Genomic DNA, 18,675 nt, shown 5'->3' with positions numbered 1-18,675 from the left:
GCATGACCGAGCTGGGGATGCCGACGGTGCGACCGGCAGTCGGCGCGCTGGCCAGACTCGCGCCGGAGCCGGTCCGGTACCTGTTGAACTGGGGGCGCAAGTACTCGCTCTGGGTGTTCAACTTCGGACTGGCCTGCTGCGCGATCGAGTTCATCGCCGCGTCGATGGGCCGGCACGACTTCATCCGGCTCGGCGTGATCCCGTTCGCGCCCGGACCGCGGCAGGCCGACCTGATGGTCGTGTCGGGCACCGTGACGGACAAGATGGCGCCGGCGATCAAGCGGTTGTACGACCAGATGCCCGAGCCGAAGTACGTGATCTCGTTCGGCTCCTGCTCGAACTCGGGCGGCCCGTACTGGGATTCATACTGCGTGACGAAGGGTGTCGACCAGATCATCCCGGTCGACGTGTACGTGCCCGGCTGCCCGCCGCGGCCGGAGGCGTTGCTGCAGGGGATCCTCAAACTGCAGGAGAAGATCGCGGGCGAGGCGCTCGTCGACCGGTACGAAGAGCCGTCCGCGGCGGCGCTGACCCGCGGATTGGTGCAGCCTTGAGCGCCGACGCACTGGAGGCGCTGACCAGTGCCGGCATCACCGCGACGTCGACGGACAGCTTCGGCCCGACCGCGATCGACGTACCGCCGGAGTCGTGGGTGGCGGCGCATGAGGTACTGCGAGATGCCGTCGGGTTCACGTTCTTCGATTTCCTGAGCGCTTCGGATGAGCTGACCGATGGCTTCCGGGTGGTGTCGCACCTGGCGGACTTCTGGGGTGGGTCGCATGTCGACCATGTGCTGGTGCGGACGCTGGTGCCGCGGGACAAGGCGGTGCTGCCGACGCTGTCCGAGGTGTACGCCGGGGCGAACTGGCATGAGCGCGAGACGTTCGAGATGTTCGGGATCAGCTTCGAGGGTCATCCGAACCTGATCACACTGCTTCTCCCGGACGAGTTCGAGGGCCACCCGCTCCGGAAGGAGTTCGTCCTCGCCTCCCGGGTCGCCAAGCCCTGGCCCGGCGCCAAGGAACCCGGCGAATCCGACCACGCCCCCACCGGCGCCCCCAGCCGCCGCCGCACACTCCCCCCAGGCGTCCCCGACCCCGAAACCTGGGGCCCCCGCCCACCCGGCTCCCCAGAGCCCGACCCCCTGGCAGCCGCGCAGGCAGCCGCAACTCCCGCCCGCCCCCGCCGCGCAGGCGCGGCCGCAGGAGGCGAGAGGCGCGCCCGCCGGCAATCCCCACCACCCGCCGAAGCCCCCACGGCCCCGGCCCCGGCAGATACCGCGGCGGCACCTCCCACGACACCGGAACCCACGCCAGCGGACCCCACCAAGCAACTGGGGGATGAGTCGGGCGAGCAGTCGTGATTCCTTCGGCTGAGGTGTTGGCTCGGTACACGTTGGAGCGGCAGCATCCGTTGACGCGTACGTGGGTGGACGACGTACGCCGGCTGGCGATTCTGGCCGAGGAGCATGCGGCGCTGGATATCTTGCTGGCCGAGGACCTCGACATCGCGACCCAGCGGACCGCGCGCTTGGCGCCGGGCAAGCCGGCCGAGGCGATGCTCAACCACTGGGTTGCCGTAGGCAACGATCTCCAGGTGATGTTCAGCATGCGCTTCGAGAACATGAACGTCGCCAAGCCCTTCGTCGACGCCACCCCGATGAGCCGCTCACCCGAGCCGCGCGACCTACCAGCGCTCGCCGACGCAGCCCAGCAGTACTACGGCATCCACAACCCGCTCTACCTCCGCCTCTGGAGCGCCGCCCCCGGCGTCGACGGCACCGTGCCCGACCGACGCTTCCTCGCCGCACCGATCAGCGAGCTGCAACCACACGACGTACCGCCCGGCCTCGCGCTCCGCCCCGCGAAGAGCGTCGAGCACTACGACGAGGCCCGCCGCGCGTACGAAGCCGTGGACGCCGACCACCCGCACCACACCGAAGAAGCCACCATCCAGGACCTCGAGGATCTCCAGGAGTCCGCCGACGACGGTCTGCTCTTCGAGATCACGGTGAACGACGAGTGGGCCGGGTACGCCGCCGCCATCATCAAGCCCGACGACGCCCTGGGCCTCCCGGCGTACGTCGTCCGCGAACTCATCCTCGCCAGGCACCACCGCGGCCACGGCTACGGCCCCCACCTGAGCACGCTCCTCGCACAGGCCCTCCCCGACCCGACCCGCATCTTCATCGGCACCATCCACTCCGCCAACCAAGGCGCCCGCACCGCCGCCCTCACCGCCGGCCGCCACGACGTAGGCGGCTGGCTTCAACTCCCGCTCGGCGGCGTGTAGTAGAAGACCTCCTCGCGGGTGATGCGGCCGGACTCGACGGTGCAGAGCGACAGCTTGGTGGTTTGGGCTCGCACGCCGGTGACCGTGTTCCGTTGGTCGAAGGTGAAGCGGATGGCGAAGTGGCTGTCGTGGAGGAGTGGGCCCAGGGTCTCGACTGCCAGGTATTCGACGTTGGCGTTGAGGCGGTGGGTGTTTTCGAGGATTGCGTCGATGCCTTTGAGTTCGGTGGCGGATTCGAGTGGGGCGGTGCGGATCACATCGGGGGCCAAGTAGGCGAGTGCTTCGTCTAGTCGGCCGGCCGACAGCGCTTCGACGTACCCGGCGGCGACCTCGGCGGTGGAGAGGGTGCGGAACTCGTCGGCGTGCTCGCGAGCCCAGTCCGCGAAGGTGAGGGCGGGGCGGCCGGTTAGCTCGGCGACTGTGGTGGTGACGGGTTCGGGGTTGTCGACGAGCGAGGCCCAGTAGCTGACCGCGCTCGCGGCGAGCGCGGGATCGGCGCCTTGGTTGAGCATCGCCTGGCGGGCGGCGTCCCCTGTGAGCGGTACGACGTGCATGTCCTTGCCGACCGCACGACCGACGGTGGCAACCTGCGAGGCCTGGGTGAGCGCCTCGGGACCGGTGAGTTCGTAGATCTGGCCGACGTGGCCGGGGTTCACGAAGCTGAGTACGGCGACCGCCGCAATGTCGCGCTCATGGATAAGAGACCGCGACGCCTCCGGGTAGGGAAGCCGGAGCGTGTCGCCGGAGCGGAAGTCGCCGGCCCACCCCTGAGCGTTCACCGCGAACCCGCTCGGCCGCAGGAACGTCCACGCCTTGCCCGCATCGCGGAGCAGTTGCTCGACATCACCCCAGACCCCGCCCTCGGCGGCGTTGAGCGACGACAGGTACACCACCCGCTCAGGCAATGCGCCGACGATTGAAGACGCTCCATCCGCGCTGAACGACGGCCACAGCAGGAACGCTGCATCCACGCCGGCCGCGGCCCGTCGTACGGCGTCAACGTCGGTGATATCGCCGTGGATCAGCTCGACGTCGGGCGGGAATCCGGCGAGGTCCGGCGTACGGACGAGGGCGCGAACGGTCACCCCCGCCGCGCGCAGTCCGGCGACGACATGCCGGCCGACCCGGCCGGTGGCTCCAGTGACAAGAACGGTAGTCATGACACGATCCTTCGACCTAAACATTGGTTGAGGTCAAGCTGGACACACTAGGCTGACGCACATGCTGGAGTTCGTGGTGCGGGTGGTGGGCGTTCTCGTCGCCTTCCTGGTGGCGCCGTTGCTGGTCGGTCAGGCCGAGCACAAGGTGATGGCGCACATGCAGTCACGGCTCGGCCCGATGTACGCCGGCGCGTTCCACGGCTGGGCGCAGCTGGTCGCCGACGGGGTGAAGTTCGTCCAGAAGGAGAGCGTCGTCCCGGCGGCCGCGGACAAGCGGGTCTTCGAATGGGCGCCGATCGTCGCGATCCTGCCGTACCTCGCCGCGCTCGCCGCGATCCCGCTGGCGCCCGGCATCGTCGGCGCCGATCTGGACTCCGGCCTGTTCTTCGTGCTCGCCGTGATGAGCATCGGCGTGCTCGGCTCGCTGATGGCGGGCTGGGGCAGCGGCAACAAGTACAGCCTGCTCGGTGGACTCCGGGTCGCGGCGCAGCTGATGAGCTACGAGCTGCCGTTCGTGCTGTCCGCGGCGAGTGTCGCGGTCGCGGCCGGTTCGCTGAGCCTGACCGGCATCGCACACGCGTGGAATCCGTGGTGGCTGCTGTGGCAGCTGCCCGGCATGATCGTGTTCTTCATTGCTGGTCTGGCCGAGTTGCAGCGGCCGCCGTTCGACATGCCAGTCGCGGACTCCGAGGTGATCTTCGGCCCGTACACGGAGTACACCGGCCTGCGGTTCGCGATGTTCCTGCTGGCCGAGTACGCCGGGATCGTCGTCCTCGCGGGGCTCACGACGGTGCTGTTCCTCGGCGGCTGGAGCGGACCGGGGCCGGAGTCGATCGGCTGGATCTGGACCATCGTGAAGGTCGCGCTGGTCTCGCTCGTGGTGATCTGGGTGCGCGTGTCGTTCCCGCGCATGCGCGCCGACCAGCTGCAGAAGCTCGCCTGGCAGGGCTTGGTGCCGGTGGCGCTCGCCCAGCTCGCACTCACCGGCATCGGCGTCGTCGCCTTCTGACCCGGACCTGCACCACTGACCAACCCCGCCTGAGGTGCTGGTTGGCGAGGGTGCTGAGCGTGCGCGCCCGCCGATCGAGGCAGTTGGTCAGTGGCGGAGGTCCGCTACGGCGTGGCCAAGGCCTCCGTCGGTGAGAGGCGTGAGGCTCGGACGGCTGGGTAGAGGCCGGCCAGGGCGCCGATGATCAGCGTGGCGATGACGCCCCCGGCGAGTGCCCAGACCGGGATGACGGTCAGCCAGCTCTGGTACGACGCGTACGCCGCCGTGACCGCGGATCCGAGCGCCGCGCCACCGACTCCGCCTAGCGCCGAGAGCAACAGCGACTCGGTGAGGAACTGCGTGCGGATCTGGCCGCGGGTCGCGCCGAGTGAGCGGCGTAGGCCGATCTCTGCGCGGCGTTCGAGCACCGAGATCACCATGATGTTTGCGACACCAACGCCGCCGACCAGGAGTGCGACCGCGCCGAGTCCGAGCAGCAGACCGGTGAACGCCTGCCCGGCGGCCTGCTTCGCGGCGAGCGCGTCGGACGGCCGCGAGACCTCGACCTCGTTCGGCGCCTCGGGGTTGGCCGTTGCCCCGAGCACCGATCGGACCGCCGGCACCTGGGCGTCGTCCGACCGGGTGTAGATCGTGGTCGGATGCCCGTCGAAGGAGAGCCGACCAGCAGCCGGCCAACCCATCAGGGCTGCGCTGTCGAGCTCGGGCGCCAGCGCGGCCGGTTCGAGGATGCCGAGGACGGTGAACCAGACATTGCCGATCAGCACCTGGGTGTCCGGTCCCGCCTTGGTGATCCCGAGCCGGTCGGCGGCGCTCGAGCCGAGCACGGTCGCCGGGTACGAGCCGGTCGCCGCGTCGATCCACTTGCCGCTGCGGATCGTTGCGCCGATCGTGTCGAGCAGGTTGGTGCGGGCGGCGTACGCGATGATGCCGTTGGTCTCGACGTCCGGGATCTTGGTGGTCCGGTAGACGGACGTGTCGTCGACCTTGCCGACCGCGGACTCGGCCCGGACCGGGGCAATCCGGCGGACCATCGCTTCGGCGGTGAGTGGCAGCTGGGCCTGCTCGCCGGTCAGTCGGGTGCCTGGGGCAACCGTCAGAAGATTGGTGCCCAGGGCATCGAGTTGTCCGTCGAGCTCGGCCCGTGAGGAGGACGAGATCCCGACGACGGAGACCATCGCGGCGATCCCGATCGCAATCCCCAAGGCGGACAAGAACGCCCGAGTGGGCCGGGTTCGCAGTCCGACCGCGCCGACCCGGACAACGTCCCGAAACTTCAGGGATGCCGGCTTGAGTTCGCCTCTCATGACCTCACCTCCTCGATGATGCGGCCGTCACGCATGCGGACCTGACGGGGGAGCGAGGCGGCGATGTCCCGGTCGTGCGTGATGACGACGACCGTCGTACCGGCGGCGTGCAGGTCGCGCAGCAGTTCCATCACGCCTGCACCGGATGCCGAGTCGAGGGCCCCAGTCGGTTCGTCGGCCAGCAGTACGGCGGGTTCGCCGGCGACTGCCCGGGCGACGGCGACACGTTGTCGTTCACCGCCGGACAGCTCGTGCGGCTCGTGATCCAACCGGTGCCCGAGCCCGACCCGTACCAGTGCGGCCGCGGCCCGTCGCCGTCGCACCCCCAACCGCAGACCGGAGTACAACAACCCATCGGCCACGTTGTCGACCGCGCGAACGCCGGCTGCGAGATGGAACTGCTGGAACACGAAGCCGATCCGGGTCGCCCGCAACGCCGACAAGCCGGCGTCGGAGAGCCGCGCCACGTCGTACCGATCGATGTGGACCGTGCCGGAGGTCGGACGGTCGAGCGTACCGAGCACGTTGAGCATCGTGGACTTGCCGGAGCCGGACGGGCCGACGATCGCGACAAGTTCGCCCGCATCGATCCGCAAGCTGACTCCGCCGAGCGCGTTCACGCCGCCCGGATACACCTTGGTCACCTCGCTCAGCTCGATCACTTCGGGATCCCGACTGTCGTGCCGGCCTTGATTCCGGAGCCGCTGACCTCGACCTGACCGCTCGCGAACAACCCGGTCTTCACGGGGACGTAGTGCGACGTCGAGCCGTCCGTCACCTCGACCCCGAACCCGCCCTCGCGCAGCGCGACCAGAGCCGCGACCGGGACGGTCAGCACGTTCTTGCGTTCCGAGGCGGTGAAGATGACATCAGTTGCAGCTGACGACCAAGCGGCCACGGCCTTTTGGTTGGCGATGGCAACGATCACCTCGACCTTGGTTTCGGGATCCTTGTCCGGGCTTTCCGCCGGGATGATCACCGTCGACACCTTCTGGATGCGGCCCGGCACGGTCTTGCCGTCCGGCAGGGCGACCGTCACCGCCGCGTTGGGCGTGGCCAACCGCTGGTCCGCCGCGTCGAGCTGGACCGTGACGGCCCTGGTCGTGCCGGTGTAGGAGAGCACTGGCTGGTTCGGGCCGAGCGGCGTACCCTCCTGACCCTGCACGCTGTCGACGCGGATGTGACCAGGCGCGAACAGCACGCTGCCGAGCTCGACGACGCCGGTGTCGTCCAGACCGAGATCGTCCTGCCACGCCTCGACCGCCTCGGCGGTGGCGTCGGTGTACTCGTCGTCGACGGTGAATCCGGTGTAACCCATCGCCTTCAGGTTCTGCTCGAGCTGCAGAACATCGTTGCCCTCAGCCCCGATCGACAGCTTCCGGTACGCCGGGAGAGCGCCGTACAGCAGGATCGTCGGTTTGTTGTCGATGCTGTAGACGGTGTTCCCGCGTCGCAGCTCCTGCCCGCTGTCCGGTACGGCGGTGACGGTGCCGGCGATCCGGCTGACGGCGGAGGACGTCGTACCGAAGCCGAGTTGCCCGTCCTCGGTCTCGGTGTCCTTCAAGGTCTGCTGCGTGACCTTGGTGGTGTTGACCGGCAAGGCCTGCGCGGGCTGGTTCGTTGCCTGGCTGGTGTCGCCCCGGTTCACCAGGAACGCGCTCGCGGCGCCCCCGGCGGCCAGGACGACCACAGCCGTCAGCGCTTTGCGCATCAGCGTGCCGCCAGGATGCTCTGGCACGCGTCCTGCGCCTTCTGGAAGTCGGGGTCGTCGGCGATGCCCGGGCCGATCATGATGCCGCGCTGGTCCGGCTTCGGGTCCGGGAACTTCTCGACGCCGTTCTTCCGCATGCACTCGGCGTACTTGCGGCCGTTCTCTGCCTGTTGCGGGTTGGCGCTGCCCTGCGCCTGCGGGTCGAACTCGCGGCAGGCCTCCATCGCCTTCTGGACCTTCTCCTGGGTGACACCGGAGTTCTTGTCGAATTTCAGCATTGGTCCCTTACCCGGCTCCGGGTCCGGGACGTTCAGGCCGTTCTCCCGCAGGCACTGGGTGAACTTGACCGCCATCTCGTCCTGGCTCAGGCTGGCCGGCGCACTGGTCGGCGTCGTGGACTGCTGGGCGCCGGAGCCAGAGGCGACCTGGGCGTCGGGCTTGTCCGCTCCGCAGCCGGTGATGAGTACGGCGGCCGCCAGCGCGGTGGCGGCCAGGATGGTCTTGCGCATCGGTGCGCTCCTCTCGTTTCCCCGAAGCCTTCGCCGGACGCCGTTTCCCGGCCGTTTCCGAGTGCGCTAACACGGGGGAAACACGGGCGTCGGGGATCATGGGTGCGTGCGGGTTCTGGTGGTCGAGGACGAACCGTTGCTGGCGGCAGCGATCGCGGAGTGGCTGCGTGACGAGTCACATGCGGTCGACCTGGTCGGTGACGGCGGCGCTGCGCTCGAGCGGCTGTCGGTGAACGCGTACGACGTACTCGTGCTGGATCGCGACATCCCGGTCGTGCACGGCGATGAGGTATGCCGGCAGCTGGTGCAGTCCGGGTCGGACACCCGGGTGCTGATGCTGACGGCCGCTGCCGCGGTCACGGACCGGGTGGAGGGGCTCGGGCTCGGTGCGGACGACTACCTGACCAAGCCGTTCGCGTTCGCTGAGCTGGCTGCCCGGGTGCTGGCGTTGGGGCGGCGGAGTCGTCCGGCCGATCCGCCCGTACTGCGACGTGCCGGGGTGACGCTGGATCCGGCGCGGCACGAGGTGTTCCGCGACGGCCGGTACGTGCCGTTGTCGAAGAAGGAGTTCGCCGTACTCGCGGAGCTGCTGCGGGCCGACGGCGCGACCGTGTCGGCCGAACAACTGCTGGAGAAAGCATGGGACGAGCACGTGGACCCGTTCACCGGGGCGGTGCGGCTGACGATCCTCAAGCTGCGCCGGAAGCTGGGGGAGCCGGGGCTGGTCGAGACCGTCACCGGCGTCGGGTACCGCATCCCATGAAGCGGCTGACGCTGCGGGGCCGGCTGACCTTGCTGTACGGCGGGTTGTTCATGGTGGCCGGGGTGCTGCTGCTCGGGGTGACGTATGCGCTGTTCAACGCGAACCTCGGCCAGCAGTACCGCGTGATCGTTAAGGGGACGTATCTGAGCCCGGGGCCGGGTGCTCAGAAGCCGCCGTCGCCGCCGACCAATGACGTCTATGTGATGAACAAGGACGGCGCCGTACTCACCGGGTCGGATGCGGAGAAGGTGCTCCAGCAGCAGCGCGAGCAGGTGCGGCAGGCGGCAATCAAGTCGCTGCTGATCCAGGGGAGTATCGCGCTGGTCGCGGTCGGTGGGTTGGCGGCGGGATTCGGGTGGCTGGTGGCCGGACGGGTGCTGGCGCCGCTGCATCGGGTCACCGACACGGCGCGCCGGATCTCGGCTTCACCTGCGGCTTTGCATGAGCGGATCGCGCTGAAGGGCCCTGACGACGAGGTGAAGAACCTGGCTGATGCGTTCGACACAATGGTCGAGCGGCTGGACCATTCGTTCGACGGCCAGCGCCGCTTCGTTGCCAACGCGTCGCATGAGCTGCGTACGCCGTTGACGCTCGGCCGGGCGCTGGTCGAGGTCGCGATGCACCGACGTACGGCGTCTGCCGACGTGAAGGAACTGGGCGAGAGCCTGCTCACGATCAACGCCCGACATGAGCAGCTGATCGAGGGCTTGCTGATCCTCGCCGACTCCGAGAAGCAGCTGACGACGGTCTACCCGGTGAATCTGGCCGATGTGGTGAGCCACGTTTGCAGTCAGTTGGCGGGCGAGGCTGATGCGGCCGGGGTCTCGGTTGAGCGGGGGCCGGGCGACGCGCCCACCCGAGGCGATGCTCTCCTGCTCGAACGGCTGGTGCACAACCTCGTCGAGAACGGGATCCGGCACAACGCGGATCCCCAGGCCATCACAATCTCGCCCGCTGGGGATCGTGACGCGGGCGGCGACGCGGACGCGTCGATTGTGATGGGCCAGGGATCCGGGCCCGGGCGGTGGGTTCGGGTGATGAGCAGGACGGTGGCGGACGAAGTGCAGGTGGTGGTGACGAACACCGGCCCCGAGATTCCGCCGTACGAGGTGGAGAGCCTGTTCAAGCCGTTCTACCGACTGGGCGCCGAGCGGCTGGTCAGCGGGAAAGGTGCCGGGCTCGGGCTGTCGATCGTCCGCTCCGTTGCCGAGGCACATGGCGGGACCGTAACCGCCGTGCCGCGAGCCGGCGGCGGTCTGGAAATTACTGTGGAGCTGCCTGTCGATCCGGGCTGAGTCGATTCGTACAGATGACGAGAAGGAGGAAACGATGAACCAGTACCTGCTCAGCATCTACCAGCCCGACGGCCCGACCCCCGAGCCCGAGGTGCTGGAGCCGATTCTGCGGGAGCTCCAGGCGTTGAACGAGGAGATGCAGGCGGCCGGCGTGTGGGTGTTCGCGGCCGGGCTGCACCCGCCGGAGACCGCGACTGTCTTGAAGGCACGTGGCGAAGAGGTCCTGATCACGGATGGGCCGTTCACCGAAGGCAAGGAGCATCTGGGCGGGTTCACCGTCATCGAGGTGGATGACCTGGACGCGGCCCTGCACTGGGCGCGGCGTCTTGCCAAGGTTCTTCGCAACCTCTCCGTAGAAGTCAGACCCTTCCAGTCGTGACACCTGATCTGGCCGGCATCTTCCGCGCCGAGCACGGGCGGGCGGTTGCCGTGTTGACGCGCGTGTTCGGGGATCTGGAGATCGCCGAGGACGCCGTACAGGATGCGTTCGCGACGGCGGCGGAGAAGTGGCCGGAGAGCGGCGTACCGCCGAGTCCGGCCGGCTGGATCATCACGACCGCCCGGAACCGGGCGATCGACCGCCTGCGCCGCGAGTCCGCGCGGGCCGACAAGCAGGCCCAGGCGGCCCAGGCGGCGCTGCTGCATGCCGAGGACGAGCCGGAGGAGGTGGGTGCCGTGGACGACGACCGTCTCCGGCTGATCTTCACCTGCTGCCACCCGGCCCTCGCGCTCAACGTCCGGGTCGCGCTCACCCTCCGCATGCTCGGCGGCCTCACCACCACCGAGATCGCGCACGCGTTCCTCGTCCCCGAGCCGACGATGGCGCAACGCCTGGTCCGCGCGAAGGCGAAGATCCGCGCGGCCGGCATCCCGTACCGCGTCCCGTACGAGGCCGACCTGCCCGAGCGCGTCCGCGGCGTACTCGCGGTCGTCTACCTGATCTTCAACGAGGGGTACGCCGCGTCGTCGGGCGAAACGCTGGTCCGCGACGAACTCGCACTCGAGGCCATCCGCCTCGGCCGGCTGGTGGCCGACCTCATGCCCGACGAACCCGAGGCCGTCGGCCTGCTCGCCCTGATGCTCCTCCAACAATCCCGCCGCCCGGCCCGAGTCGGTCCCGACGGCGCGCTCATCCGCCTCCGCGAGCAGGACCGCACACTCTGGGACCGCCCGCTACTCACCGAGGGCCAGGCTTTGGTCCGCCAATGCCTCCGCCGCAACCACCCCGGCCCGTACCAACTCCAGGCCGCCATCAACGCCGTCCACGCCGACGCGGCGACCGCCGAGACCACGGACTGGCGCCAGATCGTCCAGCTGTACGACCACCTACTCACCCTCGAGCCCTCTCCGGTAGTCGCCCTCAACCGCGCAGTCGCCGTAGCCGAGGTAGCTGGCCCCGGTGCGGCGCTAACCCTCGTCGACGGGCTCGACCTCGACACCTACTACCTGTTCCACGCGATCCGCGCCGACCTCCTCACCCAGCTGGATCGCCCCTCTGAGGCGCGCGAGGCGTACGCCGCGGCCCTCGCCCTCACCACCAACGAAGCTGAGCACCACTTCCTCCGGTCACGCCTCGAGAACCTCCCGCCGAGCTGACCCGCGGTTCTGTAGGGTCCCGGTGTGCCGGGATTTGAGTTGGTTTGTGAGGTGGAGCCGCCTACTCGGCCTGATTTGAAGCGGGTTCGGCATCAGATCGGGGTGATGAGTCCGATCGCGGACGGGTTCCTGATCCCGGACAACCACATCGGCCGGGCCACCGTTTCCAGCGTCGCGGTGGCGAACGAGGTGCAGTTGATGGGGGCCCGAGGCATCGCCTGCCTCAACTCCCGGGACCGCAACCTGCTCGGCTTCCGCCGGGATCTCCTGACGGCGGCGGCGTACGGCGTGGAGCAGTTCTTGTTCGTCCACGGCGACGATCCCGCGGAGGGTGCACGGACGAGTCAGCTCACGGTCCGCACGATGATCGAGCAGGCGCGCGACACGACGTACCCCGGGTGCAACCCCTTCCAGGTCGGCGCCGCGACGCGCCTGACGAAGGTCCCGCGCTGGAAGGCCGAGGCCGACTTCCTGTATGTGCAGGTCAGCTACGACCTCGACGAGCTCCTCCGCTGGCGTGAGTCGGTCGACCTGGACATCCCGGTGTACGCCGGTGTCATGGTGCTCGCGTCCGCGCAGATGGCCCACAACCTCGCGGCCCTGCCTCAGCTCAGCATCCCGAAGCAACTGGTCGAGGCGGTCGAGAAGGACCGGGACGCCGGCGTAGACCACGCCTGCGAGCAAATCCTGAAGATCCGTGACTCGGGTGCCTTCGACGGCGTTCATCTGATACCGGTGAGCCGGTACCGGCAGGTCGCCGCCCGGCTCGAGCGGGAGCTTTAGCGCGGCGGATCGGGCCGTGGGACGCTAGTGTCCTGCTTAGAGACGGGAGGTGGAGCATGGGGGTGCCGGGTAAGGGGCTGGTCGAGGGGCTGAAGGTCACCGCGAGGACGCTGGCCCGTCGGTCTGTCACTGAGCAGTATCCGGATGTTCTGCCGGAGTTGCCGCCGCGCAGTCGTGGTGTGATCGCGCTGATGGAGGAGAACTGCACCTCCTGCATGCTGTGCGCCCGCGAGTGCCCGAGTTGGTGCATCTACATCGACTCGCACACCGAGACCGCGCCGTCGGTCGGTGAGCAGGCGCGGGAGCGCAGCCGGAACGTGCTGGACCGGTTCGCGATCGACTTCAGTCTGTGCATGTACTGCGGGATCTGCATCGAGGCCTGCCCGTTCGACGCGTTGTTCTGGTCGCCGGAGTTCGAGTACGCCGAGACCGACCTGCGCAACCTGACCCACGAGAAGGACCGCCTCCGCGACTGGATGTGGACCGTGCCGGCGCCGCAACCTATCGACCCCGGCCCCGCGACAGAGGACGAGGCGTGACAACTGCCCTGTTCAGCGTTGCGGGAGCCGTAGCCCTCATCGCCTCCGTCTTCGTTGTGACCTCCCAGCGGATCGTGCACGCCGCGCTCTGGCTGGTCGTGGCGCTCGGGGCGATCGCCGGCTGCTTCGGCGTACTGCATGCGGAGTTCGTCGCGCTGGTCCAGATCCTCGTGTACGTCGGCGCGATCGTCGTACTCGTGCTGTTCGCGCTGATGCTGACCAAAGCACCGACCAACCCGCTGCCGAGCCTGACGACCGGCCGCAGCCCGTTCGCGGCCGTCGTCGCGGCCGTGCTCGCGCTGATCCTCGGCACCGGCGTGGTTCTTGCCTTTGGCAACGAGAAGATCAAGCCGGTGGCGGACGGATCCGCACAGGCCGTGGGGACGCAGGTCTTCAAGACCTGGGTGCTCCCGTTCGAAGTTCTCTCGGTCCTCCTGCTGGCCGCGCTGATCGGCGCGATCGCCCTGTCCCAGCGGAAGAAGGAGGACTGACGTGCCGTTGATCCTCCCGCTGCTGCTGGCCGTCGTGCTGTTCTGCATCGGGGTGTACGGCGTTCTCGCGCGCCGCAACGTGATCACCCTGCTGATGTCGTTCGAGCTGATGCTGAATGCGGTCAACCTCAACCTCGTCGCCTTCGACGCCTGGCGGATCAATGACGCCACCGGTCAGACGCTGGCCGTCTTCGTGATCACGCTGGCGGCGGCCGAGATCGGTCTCGGCCTGGCGATCGTCCTGCTGCTGTTCCGCGGCCACGGTCACGTCGACGCCGACGCCGCCCGGGACCTCGCCGAACAGGAGACGGTCACGTGATCGCCACCGCTTGGCGGGTGGCCGGTGTCGGCTTCTCGCTCGTCGTCGTGCTGGCCGCCGCCCTCCTGTACGGCGTGGACCCGCAGCAGACCACGGCCGGCGGCGCGATGATCGGCGAGGACTTCTGGTTCTCGTACGAGTTCCGCACCGACGGCCTCACCGTGCTGATGCTCGCCGTCGTCGGTGTCGTCTCCGCGTGCGTGCAGATCTATTCGATCGGGTACGTCCGCGAGCGCATCGCGTCGTACACGGCTCTCGTCACGCTGTTCACCGCGGCGATGGTGACTGTCGTGATCTCGGACAACCTGTTCCTCCTGCTGATCGGCTGGGAGGTGATGGGCGTCTGCTCGTACCTGCTGATCGGTCACTACTGGGAGCGCCGCGACGCCCGGGCCGGTGCGATGAAGGCGTTCCTGATGACCAGGCTCGGCGACGTCGGGTTCCTGTTCGGGATCTTCGTGCTCGGCGTCGGGTATCACACCTTCCGGATCTCCGAGCTCGGCAGCGGCCCGATCGAGCCGCACACGTTGACGATCGGCACGATCCTGCTGCTGGTCGGCGTCATCGGCAAGTCCGCGCAGGTCCCGCTGCAGACCTGGCTTCCCGACGCGATGCCCGGCCCGAGTCCGGTCAGTGCGCTGATCCACGCGGCGACGATGGTTGCCGCCGGTGTGTTCCTGATCGCCCGGCTGTACAACGTGTTCGTCGAGGCGCAGACCACCCTGACCGTGCTGGCCGTGGTCGCCTGCGTGACGATGCTGTTCGCCGCGTCCTGCGCGATGGCGGCCGTCGAAGTGAAGCGGGTGCTGGCCTGGTCGACCGTCAGCCAGTTGGCGATCATGTTCGCCGGCCTCTCGCTCGGTACGCACGACGGTCGCCGGGCCGCGCTCTTCCACCTGCTGACGCACGCGGCGTTCAAGGGCCTGCTCTTCCTCTGCGCCGGCGTACTCCTGCACCAGGTCGGCAGCGCCGCCTTCGTCGTACTGCGCCGTTATACCCGCCGTGGCGCTTCTCGGAAGCAGTTGCGGGTGACGTTCGTGACGATGACGATCGGCCTCGCGGCGCTCGCCGGCGTGCCGGGGTTCGCCGGATTCTTCTCCAAGGACTCCGTGGTCGAAGCCGCGTGGGAGCAGGCCAAGGACGGGTCGACGGTCGGCTGGATCGTGCTCGTCTCCGTCTGCCTGACCGCGGCGATGACGGCGTTCTACTGCGTGCGCATGTGGCTGTGGGTGTTCTTCCGTACGCCGGCCCTCGCGGGCGCGGTCGGCGCGTTCGAAGGCGACGACCCGATGGCGGATCTCGACGAGCCGGACGCGAACAAGCTCCGCGACGGGTCGTGGCTGATGCTCGCGCCGATGGTGCTGCTCGCGGTCGGGGCGATCGGCTTGGGCTACACCGACGGCGTGCACCTGAACTTGGCGATCGCGTCCATCACGACCTTTCTCGCCCTGCTCGGCGGCCTTGCGGCGTACTCGCTCTGGCATCGGGGCGCCGATCCGCGACCGGTCGTGCTGGAGCGTGAGTACGGCGTCGATCCGGCGTACCAGCGACTGTTCGTCGTACCGGTGGGATGGTTGGCGAAGCTCGCGGTCGGCAACGATCGGGATGTGATCGGGGCCTATGTACGGGCGACCGGGCGGGCCGGCGTACTGGCGTCGCAGGGCTTCCGGAAGCTGCAGACCGGCAACGTGCAGACGTACTTGACCGCGGCCGTGGTGGGTGCGGTCGCGCTCGCGATCCTGGCGGGGGTGATCGGCTCGTGAACGAATGGTTGCTGATCGCCCTGATCGCGGTGCCGACGCTGACCGCCGTGGTCCTGTGGGCGCTGCCTGTGGTGACGGCCGATCGGATCGCGGCGCTCGTCGGGACAATCGTGTCCGGGGTCCTGCTGGTCGTGTCGTTCGTCCTCTGGTGGGACATGAGCCGTCCGAACTGTCCATGCACCGCCGAGGCAGTTTACGGCCCGCTACCGAGGACCCTGCCGGGCAAGCTGACGCCGTACGTCGATATCAATGCCGCGTGGATCCCGTCGTTGGGCGTGCGGTTCCACCTCGCGATCGACACGATCTCGATCCCGCTGATCGCGTTGACGACGCTCCTGGTCCTCCTCTGCTGCGTCTACTCGTTGAAGATCACGCCGCGCATCGGCCGGACCCGTTCGCTGATCGCGTTGCTGCTGGTGATCGAGACCGGTGTGATCGGCACGTTCGCGGCCGCCGACCTCGTGCTGTTCTTCGTGTTCTTCGAGATCGTGCTGATCCCGATGTGGCTCGTGATCGACATCTGGGGCGACGACCACGACCGAGCCGGCCGCCGGCGAGCGGCGACCACGTTCATCTTGATGACGGTGCTCGGGTCGGCGCTGATGTTGCTGGGCTTCCTGCTCATCAATCGGCACGCGGGGACGTTCGATCTGGTGTTCCTCGGGCAGCATCCGATCAAGGGCGGGCATGGAGTTCCCCTGGCCGCGGCGATCCTGATCGCGGTCGGACTCGCGGTGAAGATGCCGCTGTGGCCGTTGCACATCTGGTTGCCGGACGCCCATGCCAAGGCGCCGACGGTCGGCTCGGTGCTGCTGGCCGGCGTACTGCTGAAGCTGGGCAGCTACGGGATGATCCGGATCCTGCTTCCGGTCCTGCCGGACGCGACGGCCACCATCGCGCCGTACCTGGCCGGGTTCTCGGTGGTCGCGATCATCGCCGGGTCGCTGGCCTGTCTGGCGCAGACCGATGTGAAGCGGCTGATCGCGTATTCGAGCGTCGGGCATATGGGCTTCATCGGGCTCGGGATCGCGACGATGTCGCCGGAGGGTCTGAACGGCGCGCTGTACGCGAACCTTGCCCACGGCATCATCACCGGACTGCTGTTCTTCCTGGCCGGGGCGATCAAGGACCGCCACGACACCAGCGACCTGCGGGCGATCGGCCGGGCGTTGTACGCGCGGCTTCCCCGGATCAGCGGGCTGCTCACGTACGCCTGCCTTGCGTCGCTCGGGTTGCCCGGCCTGGCTGGGTTCTGGGGCGAGATGCTTGTCCTGCTGGGCGCCTACCACCCGGCCGATTGGTTGCCTCGAGCTACTTTCATTGTGTTGATGGTGATCGCCGGGCTGGGCGCCGTACTGACCGCCGCGTACTTCCTGCGGTTGATCCGCGAGCTGTGCCAAGGTGATCCCGCCGAGAATCCGCCGGCCGCGTTCGCCGTCGACCTGAGCCGGATCGAGTTCGTGACCTTCGCGCCGTTGGTCGTGCTGACCGTGTTCCTCGGCCTCTGGCCCTTCACGCTGCTCAACCAGTGGACGTTCCTATGACGCTGACGTGGACTGACTGGCAGGCGATCGCCGTACCGCTGGTGCTGGCGATCGGCGCGGTTGCCGTGCTGCTGGTCGACAGCTTCTGGAAGAGCGCTTCGGCAGAGTTGCGGCATACCGTCGTCACGCTGCTGACGAGCGCGGTGCTTCTGTTCGGGCTCGTGTTCGTGTGGGCGCAGCGGGGCGGGTTCAAGCCCGCGTTCTGTCGGCCGGCGGTCGAGGGACCGGCGGAGTGCAGTTTCGTGTTCGAGCCGTTGACGGCCGGGTTGTGGGCCGTGCTGTTGGTCGGCGGGCTCGGCGTGGTGGGACTGTCGACGTACCGGTTGCTCGCCTCGGATGTGCCGATCGGTGAGTACCACTTCCTGCTGCTGAGTGCGCTGACCGGCGCGACCGTACTGGCGGGTGCGCGGGATCTCGCGACGCTGGTGATCGCGCTCGAGGTGGTGTCGCTGCCGAGCTTCGCAATGGTCGGACTGCGGCGGGACCGGCGCGGCTCCGAGGGCGCGATGAAGGCGTTCCTGGTGTCGGTGCTGTCGACCGCAGTGATGCTCTTCGGCGTCTCTTACTTGTACGGCGTGACCGGCTCGCTCTACCTGACCACGATCGCGAACCGGCTGACCGGTCTCGACCCCGACCTCGGGCGGGTGGCCTTCGCGGCTGGGCTGTTCGTGATCGTCGGGTTCGCGTTCAAGATCGCGGCGGTGCCGTTCCACGCGTGGTTGCCGGACACGTACGTCGGTGCGCCGATCGAGGTCACCACGTTCCTTGCGGTTGTCTCGAAGTCGGCCGGGGTCGCCGGACTGCTCGTGCTGGTGACGTCCGGGATCGCACCGGACGGCTCGCACCTGCGGACGGTGATCGCGATCCTCGCGGCTCTCACGATGACGGTCGGCAACCTGGCCGCGCTGCGTCAGGTCGAGGCGGTCCGGCTGCTCGCGTGGTCGTCGATCGGCCAGGTCGGCTTCCTGCTCGCGCCGCTCGCCGTCGGTGATGCGCAAGCGGTCGTCGGGTACTTGGCGGCGTACGTCGTGGTCACGCTCGGCGCCTTCGGAGCGGTCGCCGTCGTACAGCGTCACCGCCCCGGCGGTCTGCTGACCGACTACCGCGGCATGGTCCGCTCCGAGCCCGGTCTCGCCGCGGCGCTGATCTTCTTCCTGGTCGTCCTGGCCGGCCTGCCGCCGGGTATCGCGGGCCTGTTCACGAAGTTCGCCGCCTTCCAGGCCGTCATCGACGCCCACCTCGGCTGGCTGGCGATCGTGATGGCCATCAACGTGATGATCGGCCTCGCCGTCTACCTCCGCTGGGTAGCCGAACTCTTCCGCCTCCCCGCCGACGACCCCTTCACGGTAGACATCGAAACCCCAGCCGTCGCCATGATCTCCCTCTGCGCCGCCCTCACCGCAGTCCTCTCAGTCCTCCCCAGCATCATGTTCGCCCTGGCGACCTGACCACCGGCTAACGTTCGGCGGGTGAGCGCGCGACGTCTGGTAGTTCTGTTGGCGCTGGGGGCCTTGGCGGGATGCGGAACTTCGGACACCACCGCGACCAGACCGACTCCAGTGCAGGTCGAGTCCGTTACGGCGACGCCCGTGGCGCG

Annotated in this window: 19 protein-coding genes and 1 pseudogene; 15 read left to right on the top strand and 5 right to left on the bottom strand. The window is 68.5% G+C overall.

Going from position 1 to position 18,675, the window contains the following annotated elements; all coding sequences use genetic code 11:
• The first annotated feature begins 2 nt into the window (after positions 1 to 2).
• The 3 genes from ACQPYH_RS40030 to ACQPYH_RS40020 are packed head-to-tail and all read left to right on the top strand — an operon-like array spanning position 3 to position 2,292.
• Complete coding sequence (locus ACQPYH_RS40030; RefSeq protein WP_432882666.1) at positions 3 to 554, top strand: NADH-quinone oxidoreductase subunit B; 552 nt, start codon at positions 3 to 5, stop codon at positions 552 to 554.
• The gene (locus ACQPYH_RS40025) at positions 551 to 1,363 is read left to right on the top strand and encodes an NADH-quinone oxidoreductase subunit C (RefSeq protein WP_432882663.1); all 813 of its coding nucleotides are present in this window, start codon (positions 551 to 553) and stop codon (positions 1,361 to 1,363) included. The genes ACQPYH_RS40030 and ACQPYH_RS40025 overlap by 4 nt, the downstream gene beginning before the upstream one ends.
• Positions 1,360 to 2,292 (top strand): GNAT family N-acetyltransferase, encoded by a 933-nt coding sequence (locus ACQPYH_RS40020; protein ID WP_432882661.1) that lies wholly within the window; start codon positions 1,360 to 1,362, stop codon positions 2,290 to 2,292. The genes ACQPYH_RS40025 and ACQPYH_RS40020 overlap by 4 nt, the downstream gene beginning before the upstream one ends.
• On the opposite strand, the gene ACQPYH_RS40015 is transcribed toward ACQPYH_RS40020, so the two are convergent.
• Positions 2,268 to 3,452: an NAD(P)H-binding protein gene (locus tag ACQPYH_RS40015; protein ID WP_432882658.1), complete on the bottom strand. Its 1,185-nt coding sequence runs from the start codon at positions 3,450 to 3,452 to the stop codon at positions 2,268 to 2,270. The two genes, ACQPYH_RS40020 and ACQPYH_RS40015, sit on opposite strands and share 25 nt — an antisense overlap.
• Positions 3,453 to 3,513: 61 nt before the next feature.
• Between ACQPYH_RS40015 and ACQPYH_RS40010 the strand changes: the two genes are divergently transcribed.
• Complete coding sequence (locus ACQPYH_RS40010) at positions 3,514 to 4,461, top strand: complex I subunit 1/NuoH family protein (protein WP_432882656.1); 948 nt, start codon at positions 3,514 to 3,516, stop codon at positions 4,459 to 4,461.
• Between the two features lie 104 nt (positions 4,462 to 4,565).
• Here the strand turns inward: ACQPYH_RS40010 and ACQPYH_RS40005 are convergent, their stop codons facing one another.
• From ACQPYH_RS40005 to ACQPYH_RS39990, 4 genes are read right to left on the bottom strand one after another with little or no spacing between them, the layout of a single operon-like run.
• Positions 4,566 to 5,765: an ABC transporter permease gene (locus tag ACQPYH_RS40005; protein ID WP_432882654.1), complete on the bottom strand. Its 1,200-nt coding sequence runs from the start codon at positions 5,763 to 5,765 to the stop codon at positions 4,566 to 4,568.
• Complete coding sequence (locus tag ACQPYH_RS40000) at positions 5,762 to 6,427, bottom strand: ABC transporter ATP-binding protein (RefSeq protein WP_432882651.1); 666 nt, start codon at positions 6,425 to 6,427, stop codon at positions 5,762 to 5,764. Before ACQPYH_RS40000 ends, ACQPYH_RS40005 begins: the two co-directional genes overlap by 4 nt.
• Positions 6,424 to 7,503 carry an efflux RND transporter periplasmic adaptor subunit gene (locus ACQPYH_RS39995; RefSeq protein ID WP_432882648.1) on the bottom strand — a complete coding sequence of 360 codons (1,080 nt, stop codon included), beginning with the start codon at positions 7,501 to 7,503 and terminating at the stop codon, positions 6,424 to 6,426. The genes ACQPYH_RS40000 and ACQPYH_RS39995 overlap by 4 nt, the downstream gene beginning before the upstream one ends.
• Positions 7,476 to 7,985, bottom strand: coding sequence for a hypothetical protein (locus ACQPYH_RS39990; protein ID WP_432882645.1), 510 nt, complete (start codon positions 7,983 to 7,985; stop codon positions 7,476 to 7,478). Before ACQPYH_RS39990 ends, ACQPYH_RS39995 begins: the two co-directional genes overlap by 28 nt.
• Before the next feature lie 106 nt (positions 7,986 to 8,091).
• Between ACQPYH_RS39990 and ACQPYH_RS39985 the strand changes: the two genes are divergently transcribed.
• The 11 genes and pseudogenes from ACQPYH_RS39985 to ACQPYH_RS39935 all read left to right on the top strand — a co-directional run bounded on the left by ACQPYH_RS39985 (position 8,092) and on the right by ACQPYH_RS39935 (position 18,526).
• Entirely contained in the window at positions 8,092 to 8,748 is a 657-nt protein-coding gene (locus tag ACQPYH_RS39985) for a response regulator transcription factor (RefSeq protein WP_432882642.1), read from the top strand.
• Complete coding sequence (locus ACQPYH_RS39980) at positions 8,745 to 10,043, top strand: sensor histidine kinase (RefSeq protein WP_432882639.1); 1,299 nt, start codon at positions 8,745 to 8,747, stop codon at positions 10,041 to 10,043. The genes ACQPYH_RS39985 and ACQPYH_RS39980 overlap by 4 nt, the downstream gene beginning before the upstream one ends.
• A gap of 34 nt (positions 10,044 to 10,077) precedes the next feature.
• Positions 10,078 to 10,422, top strand: coding sequence for a YciI family protein (locus tag ACQPYH_RS39975; RefSeq protein WP_432882636.1), 345 nt, complete (start codon positions 10,078 to 10,080; stop codon positions 10,420 to 10,422).
• A complete protein-coding gene (locus tag ACQPYH_RS39970; RefSeq protein WP_432882634.1) occupies positions 10,419 to 11,639 on the top strand; it encodes an RNA polymerase sigma factor in 1,221 nt (406 codons plus the stop codon). Before ACQPYH_RS39975 ends, ACQPYH_RS39970 begins: the two co-directional genes overlap by 4 nt.
• 105 nt (positions 11,640 to 11,744) lie before the next feature.
• Positions 11,745 to 12,422 carry a methylenetetrahydrofolate reductase gene (locus ACQPYH_RS39965; protein ID WP_432882632.1) on the top strand — a complete coding sequence of 226 codons (678 nt, stop codon included), beginning with the start codon at positions 11,745 to 11,747 and terminating at the stop codon, positions 12,420 to 12,422.
• Between the two features lie 191 nt (positions 12,423 to 12,613).
• A pseudogene (locus tag ACQPYH_RS39960) lies at positions 12,614 to 12,829 on the top strand (4Fe-4S binding protein); the annotation flags it as partial.
• A gap of 128 nt (positions 12,830 to 12,957) precedes the next feature.
• Positions 12,958 to 13,452 (top strand): NADH-quinone oxidoreductase subunit J family protein, encoded by a 495-nt coding sequence (locus tag ACQPYH_RS39955; protein ID WP_432882629.1) that lies wholly within the window; start codon positions 12,958 to 12,960, stop codon positions 13,450 to 13,452.
• Between the two features lies 1 nt (position 13,453).
• Positions 13,454 to 13,771: an NADH-quinone oxidoreductase subunit NuoK gene (nuoK, locus tag ACQPYH_RS39950; RefSeq protein WP_432882626.1), complete on the top strand. Its 318-nt coding sequence runs from the start codon at positions 13,454 to 13,456 to the stop codon at positions 13,769 to 13,771.
• Entirely contained in the window at positions 13,768 to 15,534 is a 1,767-nt protein-coding gene (locus tag ACQPYH_RS39945) for an NADH-quinone oxidoreductase subunit 5 family protein (RefSeq protein ID WP_432882623.1), read from the top strand. The genes nuoK and ACQPYH_RS39945 overlap by 4 nt, the downstream gene beginning before the upstream one ends.
• The gene (locus tag ACQPYH_RS39940; RefSeq protein WP_432882621.1) at positions 15,531 to 17,078 is read left to right on the top strand and encodes a complex I subunit 4 family protein; all 1,548 of its coding nucleotides are present in this window, start codon (positions 15,531 to 15,533) and stop codon (positions 17,076 to 17,078) included. Before ACQPYH_RS39945 ends, ACQPYH_RS39940 begins: the two co-directional genes overlap by 4 nt.
• Complete coding sequence (locus ACQPYH_RS39935) at positions 17,075 to 18,526, top strand: NADH-quinone oxidoreductase subunit N (RefSeq protein ID WP_432882619.1); 1,452 nt, start codon at positions 17,075 to 17,077, stop codon at positions 18,524 to 18,526. Before ACQPYH_RS39940 ends, ACQPYH_RS39935 begins: the two co-directional genes overlap by 4 nt.
• Positions 18,527 to 18,675: the final 149 nt, after the last annotated feature.

Origin of the sequence: Kribbella sp. CA-245084 (genome assembly GCF_050942355.1) — a bacterium.
Taxonomy (GTDB): Bacteria; Actinomycetota; Actinomycetes; order Propionibacteriales; family Kribbellaceae; genus Kribbella.
Note: the sequence above shows the minus strand (reverse complement) of the source record. Positions and strands in the feature narration are given on the sequence as shown.